The 17491-nt window shown below is 73.1% G+C and carries 16 protein-coding genes; 8 read left to right on the top strand and 8 right to left on the bottom strand.

Features of this window, described 5'->3' with window-relative positions:
* Positions 1-197: 197 nt before the first annotated feature.
* The 7 genes from ABZ272_RS21095 (at position 198) to ABZ272_RS21065 (ending at position 6590) form a co-directional block, all read left to right on the top strand.
* Positions 198-611 (top strand): hypothetical protein, encoded by a 414-nt coding sequence (locus ABZ272_RS21095; protein WP_355051638.1) that lies wholly within the window; start codon positions 198-200, stop codon positions 609-611.
* A complete protein-coding gene (locus ABZ272_RS21090; RefSeq protein WP_355051637.1) occupies positions 608-1045 on the top strand; it encodes a ferritin-like domain-containing protein in 438 nt (145 codons plus the stop codon). The genes ABZ272_RS21095 and ABZ272_RS21090 overlap by 4 nt, the downstream gene beginning before the upstream one ends.
* 52 nt (positions 1046-1097) lie before the next feature.
* A complete protein-coding gene (locus ABZ272_RS21085; RefSeq protein ID WP_355051636.1) occupies positions 1098-1688 on the top strand; it encodes a PadR family transcriptional regulator in 591 nt (196 codons plus the stop codon).
* A 17-nt stretch (positions 1689-1705) separates the two neighbouring features.
* Positions 1706-2419 (top strand): ABC transporter ATP-binding protein, encoded by a 714-nt coding sequence (locus tag ABZ272_RS21080; RefSeq protein ID WP_355051701.1) that lies wholly within the window; start codon positions 1706-1708, stop codon positions 2417-2419.
* Positions 2416-5211: an FtsX-like permease family protein gene (locus ABZ272_RS21075; protein WP_355051635.1), complete on the top strand. Its 2796-nt coding sequence runs from the start codon at positions 2416-2418 to the stop codon at positions 5209-5211. The genes ABZ272_RS21080 and ABZ272_RS21075 overlap by 4 nt, the downstream gene beginning before the upstream one ends.
* Positions 5212-5285: 74 nt before the next feature.
* Entirely contained in the window at positions 5286-5786 is a 501-nt protein-coding gene (locus tag ABZ272_RS21070) for a nitroreductase/quinone reductase family protein (protein WP_355051634.1), read from the top strand.
* Positions 5787-5879: 93 nt separating this feature from the next.
* Positions 5880-6590: a nucleotidyltransferase domain-containing protein gene (locus tag ABZ272_RS21065; protein WP_355051633.1), complete on the top strand. Its 711-nt coding sequence runs from the start codon at positions 5880-5882 to the stop codon at positions 6588-6590.
* Positions 6591-6597: 7 nt separating this feature from the next.
* Here ABZ272_RS21065 and ABZ272_RS21060 read toward each other — a convergent pair whose 3' ends face one another.
* Together ABZ272_RS21060 and map are read right to left on the bottom strand one after the other, a co-directional pair.
* Positions 6598-7311, bottom strand: coding sequence for a VIT1/CCC1 transporter family protein (locus ABZ272_RS21060; RefSeq protein WP_355051632.1), 714 nt, complete (start codon positions 7309-7311; stop codon positions 6598-6600).
* A complete protein-coding gene (map, locus tag ABZ272_RS21055; RefSeq protein ID WP_355051631.1) occupies positions 7308-8165 on the bottom strand; it encodes a type I methionyl aminopeptidase in 858 nt (285 codons plus the stop codon). The genes ABZ272_RS21060 and map overlap by 4 nt, the downstream gene beginning before the upstream one ends.
* Positions 8166-8260: 95 nt before the next feature.
* Between map and ABZ272_RS21050 the strand changes: the two genes are divergently transcribed.
* On the top strand, positions 8261-8575 hold the full coding sequence (locus tag ABZ272_RS21050; protein ID WP_355051630.1) for an STAS domain-containing protein: 315 nt from the start codon (positions 8261-8263) through the stop codon (positions 8573-8575).
* Positions 8576-8592: 17 nt separating this feature from the next.
* Here ABZ272_RS21050 and ABZ272_RS21045 read toward each other — a convergent pair whose 3' ends face one another.
* The 6 genes from ABZ272_RS21045 to ABZ272_RS21020 all read right to left on the bottom strand — a co-directional run bounded on the left by ABZ272_RS21045 (position 8593) and on the right by ABZ272_RS21020 (position 17464).
* Positions 8593-12252: a SpoIIE family protein phosphatase gene (locus ABZ272_RS21045; protein ID WP_355051629.1), complete on the bottom strand. Its 3660-nt coding sequence runs from the start codon at positions 12250-12252 to the stop codon at positions 8593-8595.
* 196 nt (positions 12253-12448) lie between these two features.
* Positions 12449-13000 carry a pyridoxamine 5'-phosphate oxidase family protein gene (locus ABZ272_RS21040; protein ID WP_355051628.1) on the bottom strand — a complete coding sequence of 184 codons (552 nt, stop codon included), beginning with the start codon at positions 12998-13000 and terminating at the stop codon, positions 12449-12451.
* 47 nt (positions 13001-13047) lie between these two features.
* Positions 13048-13797: a gamma-glutamyl-gamma-aminobutyrate hydrolase family protein gene (locus tag ABZ272_RS21035; protein WP_355051700.1), complete on the bottom strand. Its 750-nt coding sequence runs from the start codon at positions 13795-13797 to the stop codon at positions 13048-13050.
* A 53-nt stretch (positions 13798-13850) separates the two neighbouring features.
* Complete coding sequence (locus ABZ272_RS21030; RefSeq protein WP_355051627.1) at positions 13851-14618, bottom strand: 3-oxoacyl-ACP reductase; 768 nt, start codon at positions 14616-14618, stop codon at positions 13851-13853.
* A 5-nt stretch (positions 14619-14623) separates the two neighbouring features.
* The gene (locus tag ABZ272_RS21025; RefSeq protein WP_355051626.1) at positions 14624-16003 is read right to left on the bottom strand and encodes an aldehyde dehydrogenase family protein; all 1380 of its coding nucleotides are present in this window, start codon (positions 16001-16003) and stop codon (positions 14624-14626) included.
* Between the two features lie 96 nt (positions 16004-16099).
* The gene (locus tag ABZ272_RS21020) at positions 16100-17464 is read right to left on the bottom strand and encodes a glutamine synthetase family protein (RefSeq protein ID WP_355051625.1); all 1365 of its coding nucleotides are present in this window, start codon (positions 17462-17464) and stop codon (positions 16100-16102) included.
* Positions 17465-17491: the final 27 nt, after the last annotated feature.

Raw genomic sequence — 17491 nt, 5'->3', positions numbered from 1 at the left:
CGGTGGCTGCGCAGAGCGTAACGCGCCTGCCGGGCGGCGGGCCGGGCGGCGCACCGACGCCGGTGACGCCCGGACCCGACCTGATGGTGTTGACTTGCCCGGTGGGGATCGGCAGAACGACTCAGCGCGACCAGGTATTCGGACAATCTCGGCGAAAGCTCCTACGAGCCGGTGCTCTCCTGGCGCTCGGCGGCGCGATGGCGCCGCTGACAGGCTGTGATCTTTTCGACCGCGACGACGAGCCGACGCCACCGCCGGACCCGCTGCGGTCGATGGTGGACGAGTCACTGAGCCTCGTCGCGGCGTACCGGGCGAGCGCCGCCGCCCACCCGGACCTGGCCGACCGCCTCAATCCCATCGCCGAGACGCACACCGCGCACGCCACCGAACTCGCCCGGGTCGTCGGCATCACCCTGCCGTCCGCACCCGCCGTCGACCCGAGCGCCACCGCGGCCACCGAGCCGGCGGGCGCGCTCGCCGACCTTCGGGCGCGGGAGAAGGCCGCCCAGCAGTCCGCCACCGCCGCCTGCGCCGCCGCGCCCGCCGCACGGGCCGCGCTGCTCGGATCGATCGCCGCGGCGCGGGCCACCCACCAGGAGGCACTGAAGTGAAGCAGCCCACCGCCGAGGAGGCCCTCGCCGCCGCGCTCACCGCCGAGTACGCGGCCATCTACGCGTACGGGCGGATCGGGGTCCGACTCACCGGCGCGGTTCGCGACGCCGCGCACCAGGCGGAGGCCGCGCACCGACGCCGACGCGACGCGGTGGTGGTGCAGTTGAGCGCCGCGGGGGGCACCGTTCCACCGGGCCGGGCCGGCTACGCGCTGCCGTTCCCGGTCACCAACCGGGCCAGCGCCCTCCGGCTGGCCATCGAGGTGGAGGAGCGCACCGCCGCGCACTGGCGTGCCGCGCTGGCGTCCACCACCGGGGCCGACCGGGACCAGGCGCTGGCCGCCCTCGTCGAGTACGCCGTACGGGCCACCAAGTGGCGCAAGGCCGCCGGGGTGGCCCCGCCGACCGTCGCATTTCCCGGCCGTCCGAGCTGAACCGATCCGCCCCGGTTGCGGAGCCCATACCAGGTATGCATACTCCGTTGCCATGTCCATCCGTCACGGGCTGCTCGCCCTCCTCGAACGCGGCCAGATGTACGGCTACCAGCTGCGCGCCGCTTTCGAGGAGTCGACCGGCTCGACCTGGCCGCTGAACATCGGGCAGGTCTACACCACGCTGGCCCGGCTGGAACGGGACGGCCTGGTGCGCCCGCTGCCGGAGAGCGAGGCCGGGCAGCGCCCGTACGAGATCACCGACGCCGGCCGGGCGGACCTCACCCTGTGGTTCGCCACGCCGATCAGCCGTACCGACCGGCCGCGCGACGAGCTGGCGATCAAACTGGCCCTGGCGCTCACCACGCCCGGCGTGGACGTCCGCTCGGTGGTGCAGGCCCAGCGCAGCGCGACGATGCGGGCGTTGCAGGAGTTGACCAGGTTGAAGTACGGCAGCGACCGGCCGGAGGACCTGCCGTGGCGGCTGGTACTGGACTCGATGGTGTTCCAGGCCGAGGCCGAGGTGCGCTGGCTGGACCACTGCGAGAGCAGTCTGGTGCGGCATTCACCGGGCAGCCCTCCCCGACCGGGCGCTGGCGACGCTTCCGACGCCGCACGGTGGGCCGACGAGGAGGCGCGACGGTGAGCGGATCGGACGACGCGGTGCTCGACCTGCGCGCCGTCCACCGCACCCACGGGGTCGGCCCGGCGGCGGTGCACGCGCTGCGCGGTGTCAGCCTCGTCGTCCGGCCGGGCGAGCTGGTCGCCGTGATGGGACCGTCCGGTTCCGGGAAGTCGACGCTGCTGGCCCTCGCCGGCGGCCTCGACCGCCCGACCCGGGGCGACGTCCGGGTGGAGGGGCAGCCGCTGGGCGCGCTGGACCGCCGCGGGCTGGCGCAGCTACGCCGACGCCGCATCGGCTACATCTTCCAGCACCTCAACCTGCTGGGCAGCCTGAGCGCGTTGGAGAACGTCGCGCTCCCGCTGGAACTCGACGGCGTCGGCGGCCGGCGGGCCCGGGCGGCCGCCCTGGCCGCGCTGACCGAGGTGGGCCTGCCGGCGCTGGGGGACCGCTTCCCCGATCAACTCTCCGGCGGCCAGCAGCAGCGGGTGGCCATCGCCCGGGCGCTGGTCGGCGAGCGACGGCTGGTGCTCGCCGACGAACCCACCGGGGCGCTCGACTCGCAGACCGGTGAGGCGGTGCTGCACCTGCTGCGCCGCCGGGTCGACGCGGGCGCCGCCGGCATCCTGGTCACCCACGAGGCGCGGCACGCCGGCTGGGCCGACCGGGTGGTGTTCCTGCGCGACGGTGTGCTGGTCGACACGACCGCGCCCCTGGGCAGCGTCGATCAGCTCCTCTCCGGTAGCGACCGTTGACCCTGCGCCGGACGCCGGTGACCCGCGGCAGCGTCGACGCTCCGGTCGGGCCGCCGACGCCGCTCGAACCCGAGCGGCGGCGACGGTTCGCCGAGCTGACCGGCTCGTGGCGGGCGGCGCTGCGGATCGCCCGCCGGGAGTCACGACGGGCGCGACGGCGTACCGCCCTGGTGCTGGCGATGATCGCGCTTCCGGTGCTGGTGCTGGCCTTCCTGGCGGCGAGCTACGACATGGCCGAGCTGACACCGCGGGAACAGCTCGACCGCCGGCTCGGCGTCGCCGACGCGGAGCTGCGGTGGTTCGCCGACACCCCGGTCGTCCAGGACGAGTGGGGCGACACCTGGTACCCCCGTGACGACGGCCAGTCGGCGATGAGCCGTCCCACCACCGCCGACGAGGTGACCGCGCTGCTCGGCCCCGGCAGCCGGGTCACCGAGATACGTGCCGGCAGCCCGGTGACGGTGCGGGGCCCACGCGGCGACGAGACCCTCCAAGCCTGGATCCTCGACCTCACCGACCCGCTGGCCCGCGGTCTGGTGCGGTTCCGCTCGGGACGGGCGCCGCAGCAACCCGGAGAGGTCGCCCTGAGTCCGACGGCGCTGCGCCGGCTGGACGGGCGCCTCGGCGAGGCGGTGCCCACCGCCGACCGGGCCCGGACGTACACGGTCGTCGGTGTGGTCGAGTTCCCCGACGACCTCGGCCCGGTGATCGCGCTGCACCCGGCGGCCGTCGGCCGGGCCGATGCGCAGCCGGACAGCCGGTGGCTGATCGACGTGCCCGGCACCGTCGACGCGGCGATGGTCGCCCGACTGAACGAACGCGGAGTGGTGGTGGCGCGTCGCCACGTGCCGGCTTCGACGACGTCCTCCCGGAGCTTGATCGGGTACGTCGGGCCCGCCGACACCAGCGACCTGAGCACGATGGTGCTGATCGCCGGGCTGGGGTTGCTGGAGGTGGTGCTGCTGGTCGGACCGGCGTTCGCCGTCGGGGTTCGCCGTCGACGCCGGGACCTGGCCCTGGTCGCGGTGGCCGGCGGTGACGCGGCCCACCTCCGCCGGGTCGTGCTCGCCGACGGGGTGGTGCTGGGGGTGCTGGGCGCCGCGGCCGGGCTGCTGCTCGGTGTCGGCGCGGCATTCGCCGGACGTCCGCTCATGGAGCAGTACGTGTTCGGCGCCCGCTTCGGCGCGTACCGCTGCTGGCCGCTGGCCCTGGTCGTGCTCGGCGGGGTCGCGGTGCTGGCCGGAGTGCTGGCGGCGTTGGCGCCGGCCTGGACGGCGGCCCGGCAGGACGTCATGGCCGGGCTCGCCGGTCGACGGACCCCTCCCCCGCCCCGGGCCCGGGCGCTCGTCAGCGGACTGGCGCTGGTCCTCGGCGGGGCGGCGCTCGCGGCGTTCGGGGCCAGTCGGACGTCCCCCGCGGTCATCCTGGCCGGGCTGATCCTCGGGGAGCTGGGCCTGGTCTGTTGCACACCCACCCTGATCGGCGGGCTAGCCCGGCTCGGTCGGGTGCTGCCACCGGCGCCCCGGATCGCGCTGCGCGACGCGAGCCGTAACCGGGCCGCCGCGGCGCCGGCCATCTGCGCCGTGATGGCGGCGGTGGCCGGCAGCGTCGCGCTCGGCGGCTACCTGGCCAGCGACGCGGTCCGCGACGCACGTACCTATCAGCCGCTGCTGCCCACCGGTCACGTCCTGGTCAACCGCGATGACCCGGCGCTGCGGCCGGAACCGACGTTGGAGCAGGTCAGCACCGCCGCCCGGGAACACCTCGGTGCCAGCGCGGTCGCCCTGGTGCAGGGCACGGCCTGCCCGTCGGTGGGCGGCCCGGCCAGCTACTGCTCCGTGGTACCGGAACTCCCGCCGGATCACGCCTGCCCCTTCCAGCCCGGGGACAACCTGTCCGCGACCCAACGTCGGCAGGCGCTGGCCGACCCGCGCTGCCGGGACCGCGCGGCGGACTACTTCGGAAGCTACGTGCAGACGCTCGTGGACGACGGCAGCGCGCTGCCGCTCCTCACCGGCGCCGACCCGGCGGCGACCACCGCCGCGACCGCCGTCCTGCACGCCGGCGGCGTGGTGGTGACCGATCCGCGCTACCTGCACGACGGCCTGGTGACCGTGCAGGTGAACGAGGTGCGGGCCGGCCGGGACGAGGTGACCACCACGCGATGGGACCTGCCCGGGTACGCGCTGATGCCGACGAGCGGCCAGCCCCGCCTCCTGCTGTCCGCGACGGCAGCCCGGCAGCTCGCCCTGAAGCCGGTGTCGAACGGTTGGGTGATCGACACGTCGACGCCGCCCAGCCAACGTCGCCAGGACCGGTTCACCGCCGACCTGCGGGCCTTCGGAACGTTCTACCTCCAGGTGGAGCAGGGCGCCGCCCCCCGTGACGACTCGCCGCTGCTGCTGCTGCTCGCCGCCGCGGCCGGAGTGATCACGATGGGCGCGGCCGGGATCGCCACGGCGCTCGCCGCCGCCGAGGGCCGCGCCGAGCTGTCCACGCTCGCGGCGGTCGGCGCGGCCCCCGCCGTACGCCGACTGCTGGCGATCTGTCAGGCCGGGGTGATCGCGGTTCTCGGTTCGGTGCTCGGCATCGTGGCCGGTCTCGGCACGGCGGCGATCGTGCTGTTCTCGGCCAACCGGGAGTACGCGACGGCCTGGCCGGCGCTGGAGCCGTACCCGTACCTGGTGCCGTGGCCGGCGCTGGGCGTCCTGGTGCTGGTACCGGTGGTGGCGATGTTCGGCGCGGGCCTGTTCACCCGGGCCCGGCTGCCGATCGAACGTCGCCTGGACTGAGTCCTCGACCGCACGATCGGAAGCGGACCGTCCGGGGGTGCCGCCGGTGCGGGGCAACCGGCAGACTGATCCGCGTGTCAGCGCTCACCACCCTCACCCGCCGACTCGGCCACCACCGCTGGTTCGGGACCGCCGCCCGCTTGCTCGTACCCGCCGACCGGATCGTCGGCCGGCTCACCCGCGGACGGGTGGTCGCGCTTGGCCTGCTGCCGTCCCTGGTGATCACCACGACCGGCCGCCGGTCCGGCAAACCGCGCAGCAACCCCCTGCTCTACGTGCCGGACGGCGACGCGTACGTGGTGATCGGTTCCAACTGGGGGCAGACCCACCAGCCCGGTTGGGCGATGAACCTGCTCGCCGACCCGGCCGCCGAGGTGGACGTGAAGGGCCGCCGGCTCCCGGTGCGGGCCGAGCCGGCATCCGGGGCCGAGCGGGACCGTCTGTGGGACCTGCTCGTCGCCGAGTGGCCGGCGTACCGCACGTACGTCGAGCGGGCCGGGGGCCGTGAGATCCGCATCTTCCGGCTGGTGCCGACCGGGCGCGGCGGGCCGGCCAGCCCGCCGTCGGCTGGCTAGGCTGACGCCAGTCGCCCCAGGGGAGGTACGACCCGTGAGCGCGAGGAGTGAGCCGGTCCTACGAGCCCCGCAGTCGCGAACAGTGCTTGAACCGTGAGCGCGCTGGGTGACGACCGGCGGTGGCCGGTGGCGGAGCGGGTGGCCGAGGCGATCCAGCGACGTTTCCCGGCCGATGTGCTGGCGATCGCGGTCCACGGGCCCCTGGCGCACGGCGACGACGACGGTGGCGGGAACGGCGAGGTGGGGATGCTGGTGGTCACCTACCGGCCGGGGGGCGGGCCGCCGCCGGCGACCCGGCGGGTGGACGGCGTGCTGGTCGACCTGACCGTGGCCGCCGCCGACGACTACCTCGGGCAGGCGCGGATGCTCTCTCCGTTGTGGCCACTGACGGCCGACCGGTACGTCACCACCCGGTCGCTGTTCGACCCGACGAGCTGGCTGCGGACGTTGCGCGACGAGCACCTCGGCCGACTCGCCCGGGCCCGGCCGGCGGAGTTCAGCACGGCGGCGCGGCAGGCCTGGTACCGGGGCAGCGCCGCGCACGCGCGGGCGGCCCGACTGGCCGAGTGGTACGAGACCGACCAGGCGCTGCTGATGCTCGGTGAGGCGCGGTTGGCCGCGGCGACCGTGACCGGTCTGCTGGGCCGCACCTACTACCGCGATCCGGGTGACGCCGTGCGGCGTACGGGTCTGGCCGGCGCGGACATGACCGAGGTCGGTGCGGTACTGACCCGGCAGGCCGAGGAGCTGGCGGCGCGCGGCCGCCCGGTCGACGGCACGATCGACGATCTGCTCGGCGGTTGACCGGGCGTCACAGGCCGCCCTGCACTCCGATCAGCGAACCGACGAGGTAGGTGGCCCCGGCTGCCGCGGCGCCCAGGACGAGTTGACGCAGGCCGCTGGTCCACCAGGGCCGGTTGGTGAACCGGGCCACCACCGCGCCGGCGGCGAACAGCCCGAGCCCACCGACGGCGAGCGCCAGCCAGAGTTCGGTGGCGCCGAGCAGGTACGGCAGCAGGGGGATCAGCGCCCCCAGCGAGAAGAAGACGAACGAGGAGATCGCCGCCGCCCACGGGCTCGGCTGGTCGTCGGGGTCGACGCCCAGCTCCTCGCGGACGTGCACCCGCAGCGCCTCCTCCGGGTCGCGCCGTACCGCCTCGGCGACCTGCATGGCGAGGTCACGGGGCAGGCCCCGGGCCACCCAGGCGTCGGCCAGCTCGCGCGCCTCCGCCTCGGGGTGCCGTTCCAGCTCGCGCCGTTCCTTGGCGACCTCGGCGGCGACCTGCTCGTTGGCCGAGCGCACGCTGGTGTACTCGCCGAGCCCCATCGAGATCGCGCCCGCCACCAGGCCGGCGGTGCCGGTCAGCACGATGCTGTGCGGCGAGACGCCACCGCCGCCGACGCCGGCGATGAGGGCGATGTTGGTCACCAGGCCGTCCATCGCGCCGAAGACCGCCGGGCGCAGCCAGCCACCGGAGACGTCCGCGTGGTGTGCCTCGCGCAGGGCGGCGGGGGTGTCGGTCATGGAAGCGTCAGGATCTCGTGGCCGTCGTCGGTGACGACGATGGTGTGCTCGAACTGGGCGGTCCACCTGCGGTCCTTGGTGACCACGGTCCACCCGTCGTCCCACATGTCGTACTGGTAGGTGCCGAGGGTGATCATCGGCTCGATGGTGAAGGTCATCCCCGGCTCCATGACGTCCGTCGGCCGGGGGCTGTCGTAGTGCGGCACGTAGAGGCCGCTGTGGAAGGTCTCGCCGATCCCGTGCCCGGTGAAGTCGCGGACCACGCCGTAGCCGAACCGCTTGGCGTACGACTCGATGACGCGGCCCACCACGTTGATCTGGCGACCCGGCGCGACCGCGCGGATGCCGCGCATCATCGCCTCGTGGGTGCGCTCGACGAGGAGCCGCGCCTCCTCGTCGACCTCGCCGACGCAGAAGGTGGCATCCGTGTCGCCGTGTACACCGCCGATGTACGCGGTCACGTCGACGTTGATGATGTCGCCGTCGGTCAGGACCGTGGAGTCCGGGATGCCGTGGCAGATGACCTCGTTGATGCTGGTGCAGCAGGACTTGGGGTAGCCCCGGTAGCCGAGCGTCGACGGGTACGCGTCGTGGTCGCAGAGGAACTCGTGCACCACGCGGTCGATCTCGTCGGTGGTGACGCCGGGCTTGCAGTGCTCGCCGGCGAGCTGCGTCGCCTGGGCGGCGAGGCGGCTGGCGATCCGCATCTTCTCGATGGTCTCCGGCGTCTGCACGTGCGAGCCGTGCCACGGCTGCGGGCTCTTCTTACCCACGTACTCCGGACGGGGAATGTGGGCGGGCACCGGTCGCGTCGGAGAGAGCGTGCCGGGGGTCAGCGGCGCACGGACGGTCATGTCGCAAGCCTATCGCCGTGGGGGTCGGTGACCCGCGCCACGGCCGGTCGGGACCGGTTGTTGCCCCGCCAGGTCGGCTGTGCCATCGTGTCTGCGTGGATCAAGGGGGAGCACCACCCGTCTTCTCCGCCCGCGCGGAGATCGACGGAGAGCACCTCCACGTGCTGGTGACCGGCGAGGTCGACATGGCGACGGCCGACACGATGGTGCAGACCGCCCTGCGCGAGCCCGCCAGCCGGCTCACCCTCGACCTGCGGGCGGTGACCTTCTTCGACTCGGCGGCCATCCACGCGGTGGTCCGGCTCGCCCAACGGTTCTCGGGCACGCTCACCGTGCTGCCGTCCCGGCAGGTACGTCGTGTGCTGGAGATCTCCGGTCTGGGCGACCAGACCTGGCTCGACCCGGTCTGAGCCCCGGCCGCGCGCCGTCAGCCCTGCAACTGCCGGCGCAGCGTCACCTCGGTCCCGGCGTCGGTACGCCGCACCATCAGGTCACCCAACGCCTTGATCAGCGACAGTCCGCGCCCCCGGAAGCCGGAGTCGGTGGACTCCCGCCACTGGCCGGTGTCCCGCACGGTGGCGATCACCGTCCGGTCCTCGATGGCCACCTCCACGGTGATCACCGCCTCGGCGGGCTGGACGGGGTGTTCGATGGCGTTCGCGGCGGCCTCCGAGACCGCCACGGTCAGGTCGAACAGGTCCGTCTCGCCGACGTTGTGCGCGACGAGGAAGTCCTCCAGGCGCTTGCGGAGCACGCTCAGGCGGGTCGGGTCGGCCGGCAGCCGCAACGCGAACCGGTTCAGCTCCGCCGCCTCCACGGCGAGCACCGCCACGTCGTCGCGCCGCTGTCGCCCGGTCACCCGCTCGACGACCGTGTCGACCAGATCCGCCACGTGGTGGCCCGGTGCGGCCGCGTCGACCCGCAACTGTGCCAGCGCGGCGTCGATGCCGAGGTGACGGTCCTCGATCAGCCCGTCGGTGTAGAGCAGCAGTCGGTTGCCCGCCCGCAACTCACCCTCGACGGTCCGGTAGGTGGCGCCGGGGATGGCGCCGACCGGCGGGCCGAGCGCACGGTCGTGCAGGAACGCCACGTCGTCTCCTCGGATCAGCAGGGGGGACGGGTGACCGGCGCTGGCGTAGCGCAGGCGACCGGTACGGGGGCTGAACAGCAGGCAGACCACCGTCGCGAACGACGACTCCTCGGTGGACACGACCAGCCGGTTGAGCCGGGTCAGCGACTCACCCGGGTCGAAGCCCTCCAGCAGGTACGCCCGCAGCGCGTTGCGCAGCTGGCCCATGGCCGCGGCGGCCTGGACGCCTTTGCCGACCACGTCGCCGATGACCAGCACCAGGTTGTCGCCGTCGAGCACGAACGCGTCGTACCAGTCCCCTCCGACCTCGACGTCGGCGCTGCCCGGCAGGTAGCGGCTCGCGACGACCGCGCCCGGCAGTTGGGGCAGCGTCCTCGGCAGCAGACTGTGCTGCAACGTGGTGGCGATGTGGTGTTCGGCCTCGTAGAGCTGGGCGTTCTCCAGTCGGACGCCGACCAGCCGAGCCAGCTGGGTGAGCGCGGCCTCGTCGGCCTGCGCGTCGTCGTCGGCGGCCCGCCAGACCCGCAGCTCGCCGAGCTGCTCGCTGCTGGTCCCGGTCAGCGGGGCCACGAAGGTCGGATCGGCGGCCGTGTCACCGCCAGCGTCGGCCTCGAACCGGGAGCCGGCCGCGCTGACCACGACCCGGGCCGCCTCGGCGAGGCTCAGCGCGTGTCGGGCGGCGACCTGGAGCACGTCACCGGTGGACCGGGCCGTGTTGACCGCCACCGCCGCGTCGGCCAGCGCCCGCAGACGACGGATGATCTGGCGGCGTAGCTGACCCAGCTCGACGTTGGCCCGGACCCGGGCGATCAGCTCCTGCCCGGAGAACGGCTTGGTCAGGTAGTCGTCGGCGCCGGCGGCGAGGCCGGCGACCGCCTCCGCGGAGCCGGCGCGGGCGGAGAGCAGCACGATCGGCACATCACGGGTACGGGGGTCCGCGCGCAGCGCGCCGACCAGACCGAACCCGTCCAACCGGGGCATCATCACGTCGCTGAGCACCAGGTCGAACCCGCCGTCGCGGGCCAGCGTCAGGGCCGCCAGACCGTCGCTGGCAGTGACCACCTCCCAGGATGGCGAGAGCAACCGGGTGACGTGCTCGCGCAGGTCGGCGTTGTCGTCGACGACCAGGATCCGGCCGCTCGGGGCGACGTCGGCCGGCTGCTGGCCGGCCTCGCCGGTGGCGTCCTCGGCGGCCCACAGGGCGGTCTCCGCCACGAAGAGCCGGGCCTGCTCGGGCTCGCCCGTCGGCAGGGGGGCGAACGCGACCACCCGGTCGGCGGGCAGGTGATCGGACCCGAACGGGACGGTCACCGTGAAGGTGCTGCCCTCGTCGACCCGGCTGGTCAGGCCGACCGTACCGCCGTGCATCTCGACCAGCTCACGGACCAGCGCCAGCCCGATACCGGTACCCTCGTGGGTACGGGAGCGCGCCCCGGGCACCCGGTGGAAACGCTCGAAGACGTGCGGCAGTTCGTCCGGGACGATCCCGACGCCGGTGTCGACGACATCCAGCCGGGCGAGATCGCCGTCGGCCCGGACCCGGACGCGGATCTCGCCGTCGAGGGTGAACTTCACGGCGTTCGACACCAGGTTGAGGACGATCTTCTCCCACATGTCCCGGTCGACGAAGACCGGCGCGGGCAGCGGCGGGCAGTCCACGACCAGCCGCAGGCCGGCGCGTTCGGTCGCCGAGCGGAAGGTGCTGGCCAGTCGGGCGGTGTAGTCGGCCAGGTCGGTGGGTTGGTAGCGGGCCGCGAGCCGGCCGGACTCCAGCCGGGAGAAGTCGAGCACGGTGTTGACCAGCTTGAGCAGCCGCATCGCGTTGCGGTGCATCATGACGAGCCGATCGGTGTAGGTGGCCGGCAGTTCCGGGTCGGCCAGCATGTCCTCCAGCGGGCCGAGCACCAGCGTCAACGGGGTGCGGAACTCGTGGCTGACGTTGGCGAAGAAGTTGGTCTTCGCCCGGTCCAGCGCGGCCAGCTCGGCGGCCCGGGCGCGCTCCTGCTCGTACGCCCGCTGGGTGCCGACCGCCCGGGAGATCTGCGCGGCCACCAGGTCGAGGAAGTCGCGGTACTCGTCGCCGAGCGGCAGCAGGCGGGCCACGCCGACGACCAGCGCGCCGACGGTCTCGTTGGTCGCCTTCACGGGCAGCACGAGCGCCACGTCGGAGGCGTCGGCCGGTCGCTGCGCGACCAGGTCGCGCAGCCGCACGGTGGCGGAGGCGCCCTCGGCGACCAGTTCGGCGAACATGGTCGGTGGGGCGTCGACCGCCGCCGGATCGACGCCGCTGGCCCCGGTGAGCCGGAACTCACCGGTGTCGTCGGCGAGGTAGATGAGCGCGAAGGGCACGTCGGCGGAGTGTCGGCCGAGCACGTCGGCGGCGGTCCGGCCCAGCTCGCCGGCGCTGCTCACGTCGGCCAACTCGGCGCCCAGTTCGGACAACGCTCGCAGTCGGCGTTCACCGACCACCCGGCCGGTGGTCTCGTTGACGATGCAGTAGACGCCGCTGACCGAGCCGTCGGCACCGCGGATCGGGTCGTACGAGACGTCGAAGTAGGTCTGCTCGACGAAACCGGAGCGGTCCAGCAGGAAGGGGTGGTCGGCGCCCCGGTAGGAGAGCCCGGTGCTGCGGACGCCTTCGAGCAGCGGACCGAGGACGTCCCACGTCTCGGCCCAGTGGTGTCGGGCCGGTCGACCGAGCACGTGCGGGTGCTTGCTGCCGATGGTCGGCCGGTACGCGTCGTTGTAGAAGGCGAGCTGGTCGTCACCCCAGAACATGACGATCTGCGCGCTGGAGGAGAGCATCATGCCGACCGCGCTGGCCAGGGCCACCGGCCAGCGGGACGGCCCGCCCAGCGGCGCGGTGGACCAGTCGAGGGCGCGGAGCCGTTCGCCCAGCTCACCGCCGTTCGCGAAGGCGGCGGCCAGCAGCGGGGGGATCTCGTGGCCGTCCGCGAAGGAACGCCCCGCGTCCGCGCCCCCCTGGGCCGAGCTCATGCAGCCTCCCCCGCTTCGGCCGTACCCCTCAGCCGTTGATCTCCACGCGCCGTGCTCCGACTTGTACCCCGGCGGACCAGCAACGTAACGCATGACGACCCGTGGACGCTGGTTACGTGCACTCCGGTGGTCGCCGACCCGACGGCACGGGGGCGGACGCGGCGCACCGACGGGGGCGCACACGTGTCCTGAGCACTCAGAAGACCGGCAATCCGTCGATGCTCGCGGCGTTCTTGGTGGCCCGGTAGGTCACCAGATCATCGGCCGTGCGACGGGAGTGTGAGGTGAGTAACAGGTCGCGTTCGGCGCGGTAGTCCATCAGCGGCACCGCGTAGCCGCAGGAGTCGCTGACCCGCTGCACGTCGACGGTGATGACGGCCCGGACGGCGTGCACGTCCGGTGGAGCGGGAAACTCGGCGAGACGGTCGGCGAAGCCCGCCTCGGTCACCGCCACGGTGTGGCCCCTGCCGTGCAGGCGCACGATCTTCGGCGGCCCGTCGAATGCGCAGAACATCAGCGTGATGCGGCCGTTGTCCCGCAGGTGGGCGATGGTCTCCGCCCCGCTGCCGTGATAGTCGAGGTAGGCCACCCGGTGCGGGCCGAGGACCACGAAGGTGCCCGTCATGCCCTTCGGTGAGACATTGACATGCCCCTCGGAACCGGACGGCGCGGTAGCCACGAAGAAGACCTGCTGGGCCGCGATGAACTCCCGCAGACGACCGTCGATCTCCGGATAGACCTTGCCCATGCGCTGATCCTCCCATCGCGCGGCCCACGCGGCGGGGGCGACCTGCGTCACAGCGCCGGTGACTCCGTCCCGCGTACTCCCTCGTCCTGATCATGCACCGGCGGGCCGGCCCCCCGGGCGGCCCGGACCAGCGCGGTGATCGGGAGTGGGTCCGGCTCGTTCTCCGGATGCCACTGCACGCCCAGCACGAACGCGCGATCCGGATCCTCCACCACCTCGATCACACCGTCGGCCGCCCAGCCGGTCACCGTGAGCCGGCCCGGGGTGGCGACCGCCTGATGGTGGTACGAGTTGACCTGCTCGACCCCGGCCAGGGTCCGCGCCGCGAGGCTGCCCGGCGCGAAGCGCACCGGGTGGGCGCCGTAGACGCCCGGCGCCGGCCGGTGCGCCTCGGAGCCGAGCACGTCCGGCAGGTGCTGGTGCAGGGTGCCGCCGTAGGCGACGGCGAGCAGCTGCATTCCCCGGCAGACCCCGAGCACGGGCAGGTCGGCGGCGAGGGCAGCCGCCAGTAGCGTCAGCTCACCGGCGTCCCGGTCCGGCCGGTCCTCGGTCCGCGGGTGCGGTTGTTGGCCGTACCGCCCCGGGCCCACGTCGGCGCCCCCGGCCAGCAGCAGCCCGTCGAGGACCGCCAGCACGTCGGCGTCGGCGTCGTCCGGGGGCAGCACCACCGCCCGGCCACCGGCGGCGGTCACCGCCCGCACGTACGCCTCGGGCACCAGGACCGCCCGCACACCACGCCAGACGGCCCAGTCGACGGGCTCGGCGTACGCGCTGATCCCGATCAGGGGCCTCTTCAGGACCACTGGTGTTCGCGACTGCGGGGCTCGCAAACCCGGCTCACTCCTCGCGCTCACAGCGGAGTGACGTACGCGCCGGTGATCCCGCCGTCGACGACGAACTGCGCGGCGGTCATGAACGAGGCGTCGTCGCTGGCCAGGAAGGCCACCGCGGCGGCGATCTCCTCCGGCTGCCCGAAGCGACCCATCGGCACGTGCACCAGCCGGCGGGCGGCCCGCTCCGGATCGGCGGCGAACAGCTCCAGCAGCAGCGGGGTGGCCACCGGTCCGGGGCAGAGCGCGTTGACCCGGATGCCCTCGCGGGCGAACTGCACACCCAGCTCGCGGGTCATCGCCAACACCCCGCCCTTGCTCGCGGTGTACGCGATCTGCGACGTCGCCGCCCCCATCAAGGCCACGAAGGAGGCCGTGTTGATGATCGACCCCTTGCCCTGCCGCCGCATGTGCGGGATCGCGTACTTGCAGCACAGGTAGACGCTCGTGGTGTTGACCCGCAGCACCCGCTCCCAGGCGTCCAGGCCGGTGTCCAGGATGGAGTCGTCGTCCGGCGGGGAGATGCCGGCGTTGTTGAACGCGATGTCGACCCGGCCGTGCCGCTCGGCCACCCCGTCGAACAGGTCACGTACCGCCGCCTCGTCGGCGACGTCGGTGCGGACGAACTCGCCGCCGCACTCCTGGGCGGCCTTCTCGCCGGCCGCCGCGTCGATGTCGACACAGACCACCCGCGCCCCCTCGGCGGCGAACCGCCGGACGGTGGCCAACCCGATCCCGCTGCCCGCTCCGGTGACCACGGCCACCCGGTCCTGCAACCGACCCTGCACTGGCCTCACTCCTTCGTCGCGATGAACACGTTCTTGACGTCGGTGAAGGAGTGCAGCGCGTCCGGGCCCAGCTCACGGCCGAGTCCGGAGCGCTTCATCCCGCCGAACGGGGTCCAGTAGCGCACCGAGGAGTGCGAGTTGACGCTGAGGTTGCCCGAGTCGACGGCCCGCGCCATCCGCAGCGCGCGCCCGACGTCGCGGGTCCAGATCGAGCCGGAGAGGCCGTACTCCGTGTCGTTGGCGAGCCGCACCGCGTCGGCCTCGTCGTCGAACGGCAGCACCGAGACCACCGGCCCGAAGATCTCCTCCCGCCAGTGCCGGTCGGCGGGCGAATCGGCCAGCAGCACGGTGGGCGCGTGCCAGAAGCCGGGACCGTCCGGGCACGAGCCGGTGAAGGCGACGTTCGCGCCGGTCACGTAACTGGCGACGCGGTCCCGTTGAGCGGCGGAGATCAGCGGGCCCATCTCGGCGGTGACGCGGGACGGGTCCTCGACCCGGACGGCGCGTACCGCCGGTTCGAGCAGTTCCAGGAACCGGTCGTACACCGGTCGTTGGACCAGGATCCGCGACCGTGCGCAGCAGTCCTGGCCGGCGTTGTCGAAGACCGCGCCGGGCGCGGTCGCGGCGGCGGTCTCCAGGTCGGCGTCGGCGAACACGATGTTGGCGCTCTTGCCGCCCAACTCCAGGGTGAGCCGCTTCACCTGCGCGGCGCAGCCGGCCATGATGCGCGTGCCGACCTCGGTGGAGCCGGTGAAGCAGATCTTGCGAACGGCCGGGTGGCTGACGAACCGCTCCCCTACCACCGCGCCCTCGCCCGGCAGCACGGTGAACACGTCCTCGGGCAGGCCGGCCTCGCGGGCCAGCTCGGCCAGGCGCAGCGCGGTGAGCGGGGTCAGCTCGGCGGGTTTGAGCACCACCGTGTTGCCGGCGGCGAGGGCCGGGGCGAAGCCCCAGGCGGCGATCGGCATCGGGAAGTTCCACGGCACGATCACGCCGACCACGCCGAGCGGTTCGTGGAAGGTGACGTCGAGGCCGCCGGGTACGGGGATCTGCCGGCCGGTCAACCGCTCCGGCGCACCGGCGTAGTAGTCGAGCACGTCGCGGACGTTGCCGGCCTCCCAGCGGGCGTTGCCGATGGTGTGCCCGGAGTTGCGCACCTCCAACAGGGCCAACTCGTCCAGGTGCGCGTCGACGACGGCGGCGAACCGCCGCAACAGCCGCCCCCGATCCCCCGGCGCAACCTCCCGCCAAGCCGCAAAGGCCTTCGCAGCCCGCGAAATGGCAACATCCACGTCCCCCACCGAAGCCCCGGCAACCTCCCGAAACCCCACCCCGGAAGCCGGATCAACAACCACCGTCACGCCCGCACCGCCCCCTCGCCCCATCCGCGCGATCTTGCACTTTCGGTGCCGACATTAGCCGTGAGTTGCTCCAAATCAACGACACAAAGTGCAAGATCGCGGCGGAGGACGGCCCGAGGGCTAGAGGCGTTCGAAGCCACGGGTCAGCTCCCAGTCCGTTACCGCCGCGTCGAAGGCCTTCAGCTCCACCTTTGCCTGGTTGGCGTAGTGGGCCATCACCTCGTCGCCGAACGCCTCGCGGGCCACGTCGGACGCCTCCCACAGGGTCAGGGCGTCGCGCAACGTGGTGGGGACGCGCTCGGCGTCCGGGTCGTCGTACGCGTTGCCGGTGCACTCCGCGCCCAGCTCCAGCCCCTGCTCGATGCCGTGCAGCGCGCCCGCGACCAGCCCGGCGATCGCCAGGTACGGGTTGACGTCGGCGCCGGGCACCCGGTTCTCCACCCGCATGCCCTGGCCGTGACCGACCACCCGCAGCGCGCAGGTGCGGTTGTCGACGCCCCAGCGAAGCGCCGTCGGGGCGAACGAGCCCGGCTGGTAACGCTTGTAGGAGTTGATGTTCGGGGCGAAGAGCAGGCTGAACTCCCGCATGGTGGCGAGCAGCCCGGCGAGCACCCGCTGCCCGGTCTCGCTGAGGTGCGCCGGCCCGTCACCGAGCATGGCCGAGGCGCCGGACGCGTCCCGGAGCGAGAAGTGGATGTGGCAGGAGTTGCCCTCCCGCTCGTTCGGCTTGGCCATGAAGGTGATCGACATGCCCTCCTGGGCGGCGATCTCCTTCGCGCCGTTCTTGTAGATGACGTGGTGGTCGGCGCAGGCCACCGCCTCGTCGTACCGGAAGGCGATCTCGTGTTGGCCGAGGTTGCACTCGCCCTTGGCGCTCTCTGGCGTGAGCCCGGCACCGGCCATCTCGGTGCGGATCCGGCGCAGCAGCGGCTCGACCCGGGCGGTGCCGAGCAGCGAGTAGTCCACGTTGTACTGGTTCGCCGGGGTGAGGTCGCGGTAGCCGCGCCGCCAGGCGTCCTCGTACGAGTCGCGGAACAGCACGAACTCCAGCTCGGTGCCGGCGTACGCGGTCAGACCGTGCTCGCCCAGCCGGTCCAGTTGCTTGCGCAGGATCTGCCGGGGGGAGGCGACCACGTCACCGGAGCCGTCCAGCCAGGCGAGGTCGGCCAGCAGCATCGCCGAGCCGGGCTGCCAGGGCACCCGGCGCAGGGTGGCGAAGTCCGGCACCATGGCGAAGTCGCCGTAGCCGCGCTCCCAGCTCGACATCGCGTACCCGTCGACGGTGTTCATGTCGACGTCCACCGCCAGCAGGTAGTTGCAGCCCTCGCTGCCGCCCTCGACGACCTGGTCGAGGAAGAAGGGCGCGTGGAACCGCTTGCCCTGCAACCGGCCCTGCATGTCGACCAGGGCCAGCACCACCGTGTCGATCTCGCCATCGTCGACGGCGACCCGCAGTTGTTCCAGCGTGAGCGGCGCTTTCCTCATGAGCGGGCCTCCATCACCAAGGTCTAC

Source organism: Micromonospora sp. NPDC005979 (assembly GCF_040614415.1).
In the GTDB taxonomy this organism is placed as follows: Bacteria; Actinomycetota; Actinomycetes; order Mycobacteriales; family Micromonosporaceae; genus Micromonospora.
This window is presented reverse-complemented; position numbering and strand designations above follow the sequence as displayed.

Coding starts and splice junctions, on each gene's coding strand:
- ABZ272_RS21095 (WP_355051638.1), top strand. CDS start 198: ATGGCGCCGCTGACAGGCTGTGATCTTTTCGACCGCGACGACGAGCCG.
- ABZ272_RS21085 (WP_355051636.1), top strand. CDS start 1,098: ATGTCCATCCGTCACGGGCTGCTCGCCCTCCTCGAACGCGGCCAGATG.
- ABZ272_RS21060 (WP_355051632.1), bottom strand. CDS start 7,311: ATGACCGACACCCCCGCCGCCCTGCGCGAGGCACACCACGCGGACGTC.
- map (WP_355051631.1), bottom strand. CDS start 8,165: ATGACCGTCCGTGCGCCGCTGACCCCCGGCACGCTCTCTCCGACGCGA.
- ABZ272_RS21045 (WP_355051629.1), bottom strand. CDS start 12,252: ATGAGCTCGGCCCAGGGGGGCGCGGACGCGGGGCGTTCCTTCGCGGAC.
- ABZ272_RS21040 (WP_355051628.1), bottom strand. CDS start 13,000: ATGGGCAAGGTCTATCCGGAGATCGACGGTCGTCTGCGGGAGTTCATC.
- ABZ272_RS21025 (WP_355051626.1), bottom strand. CDS start 16,003: ATGGGGCGAGGGGGCGGTGCGGGCGTGACGGTGGTTGTTGATCCGGCT.
- ABZ272_RS21020 (WP_355051625.1), bottom strand. CDS start 17,464: ATGAGGAAAGCGCCGCTCACGCTGGAACAACTGCGGGTCGCCGTCGAC.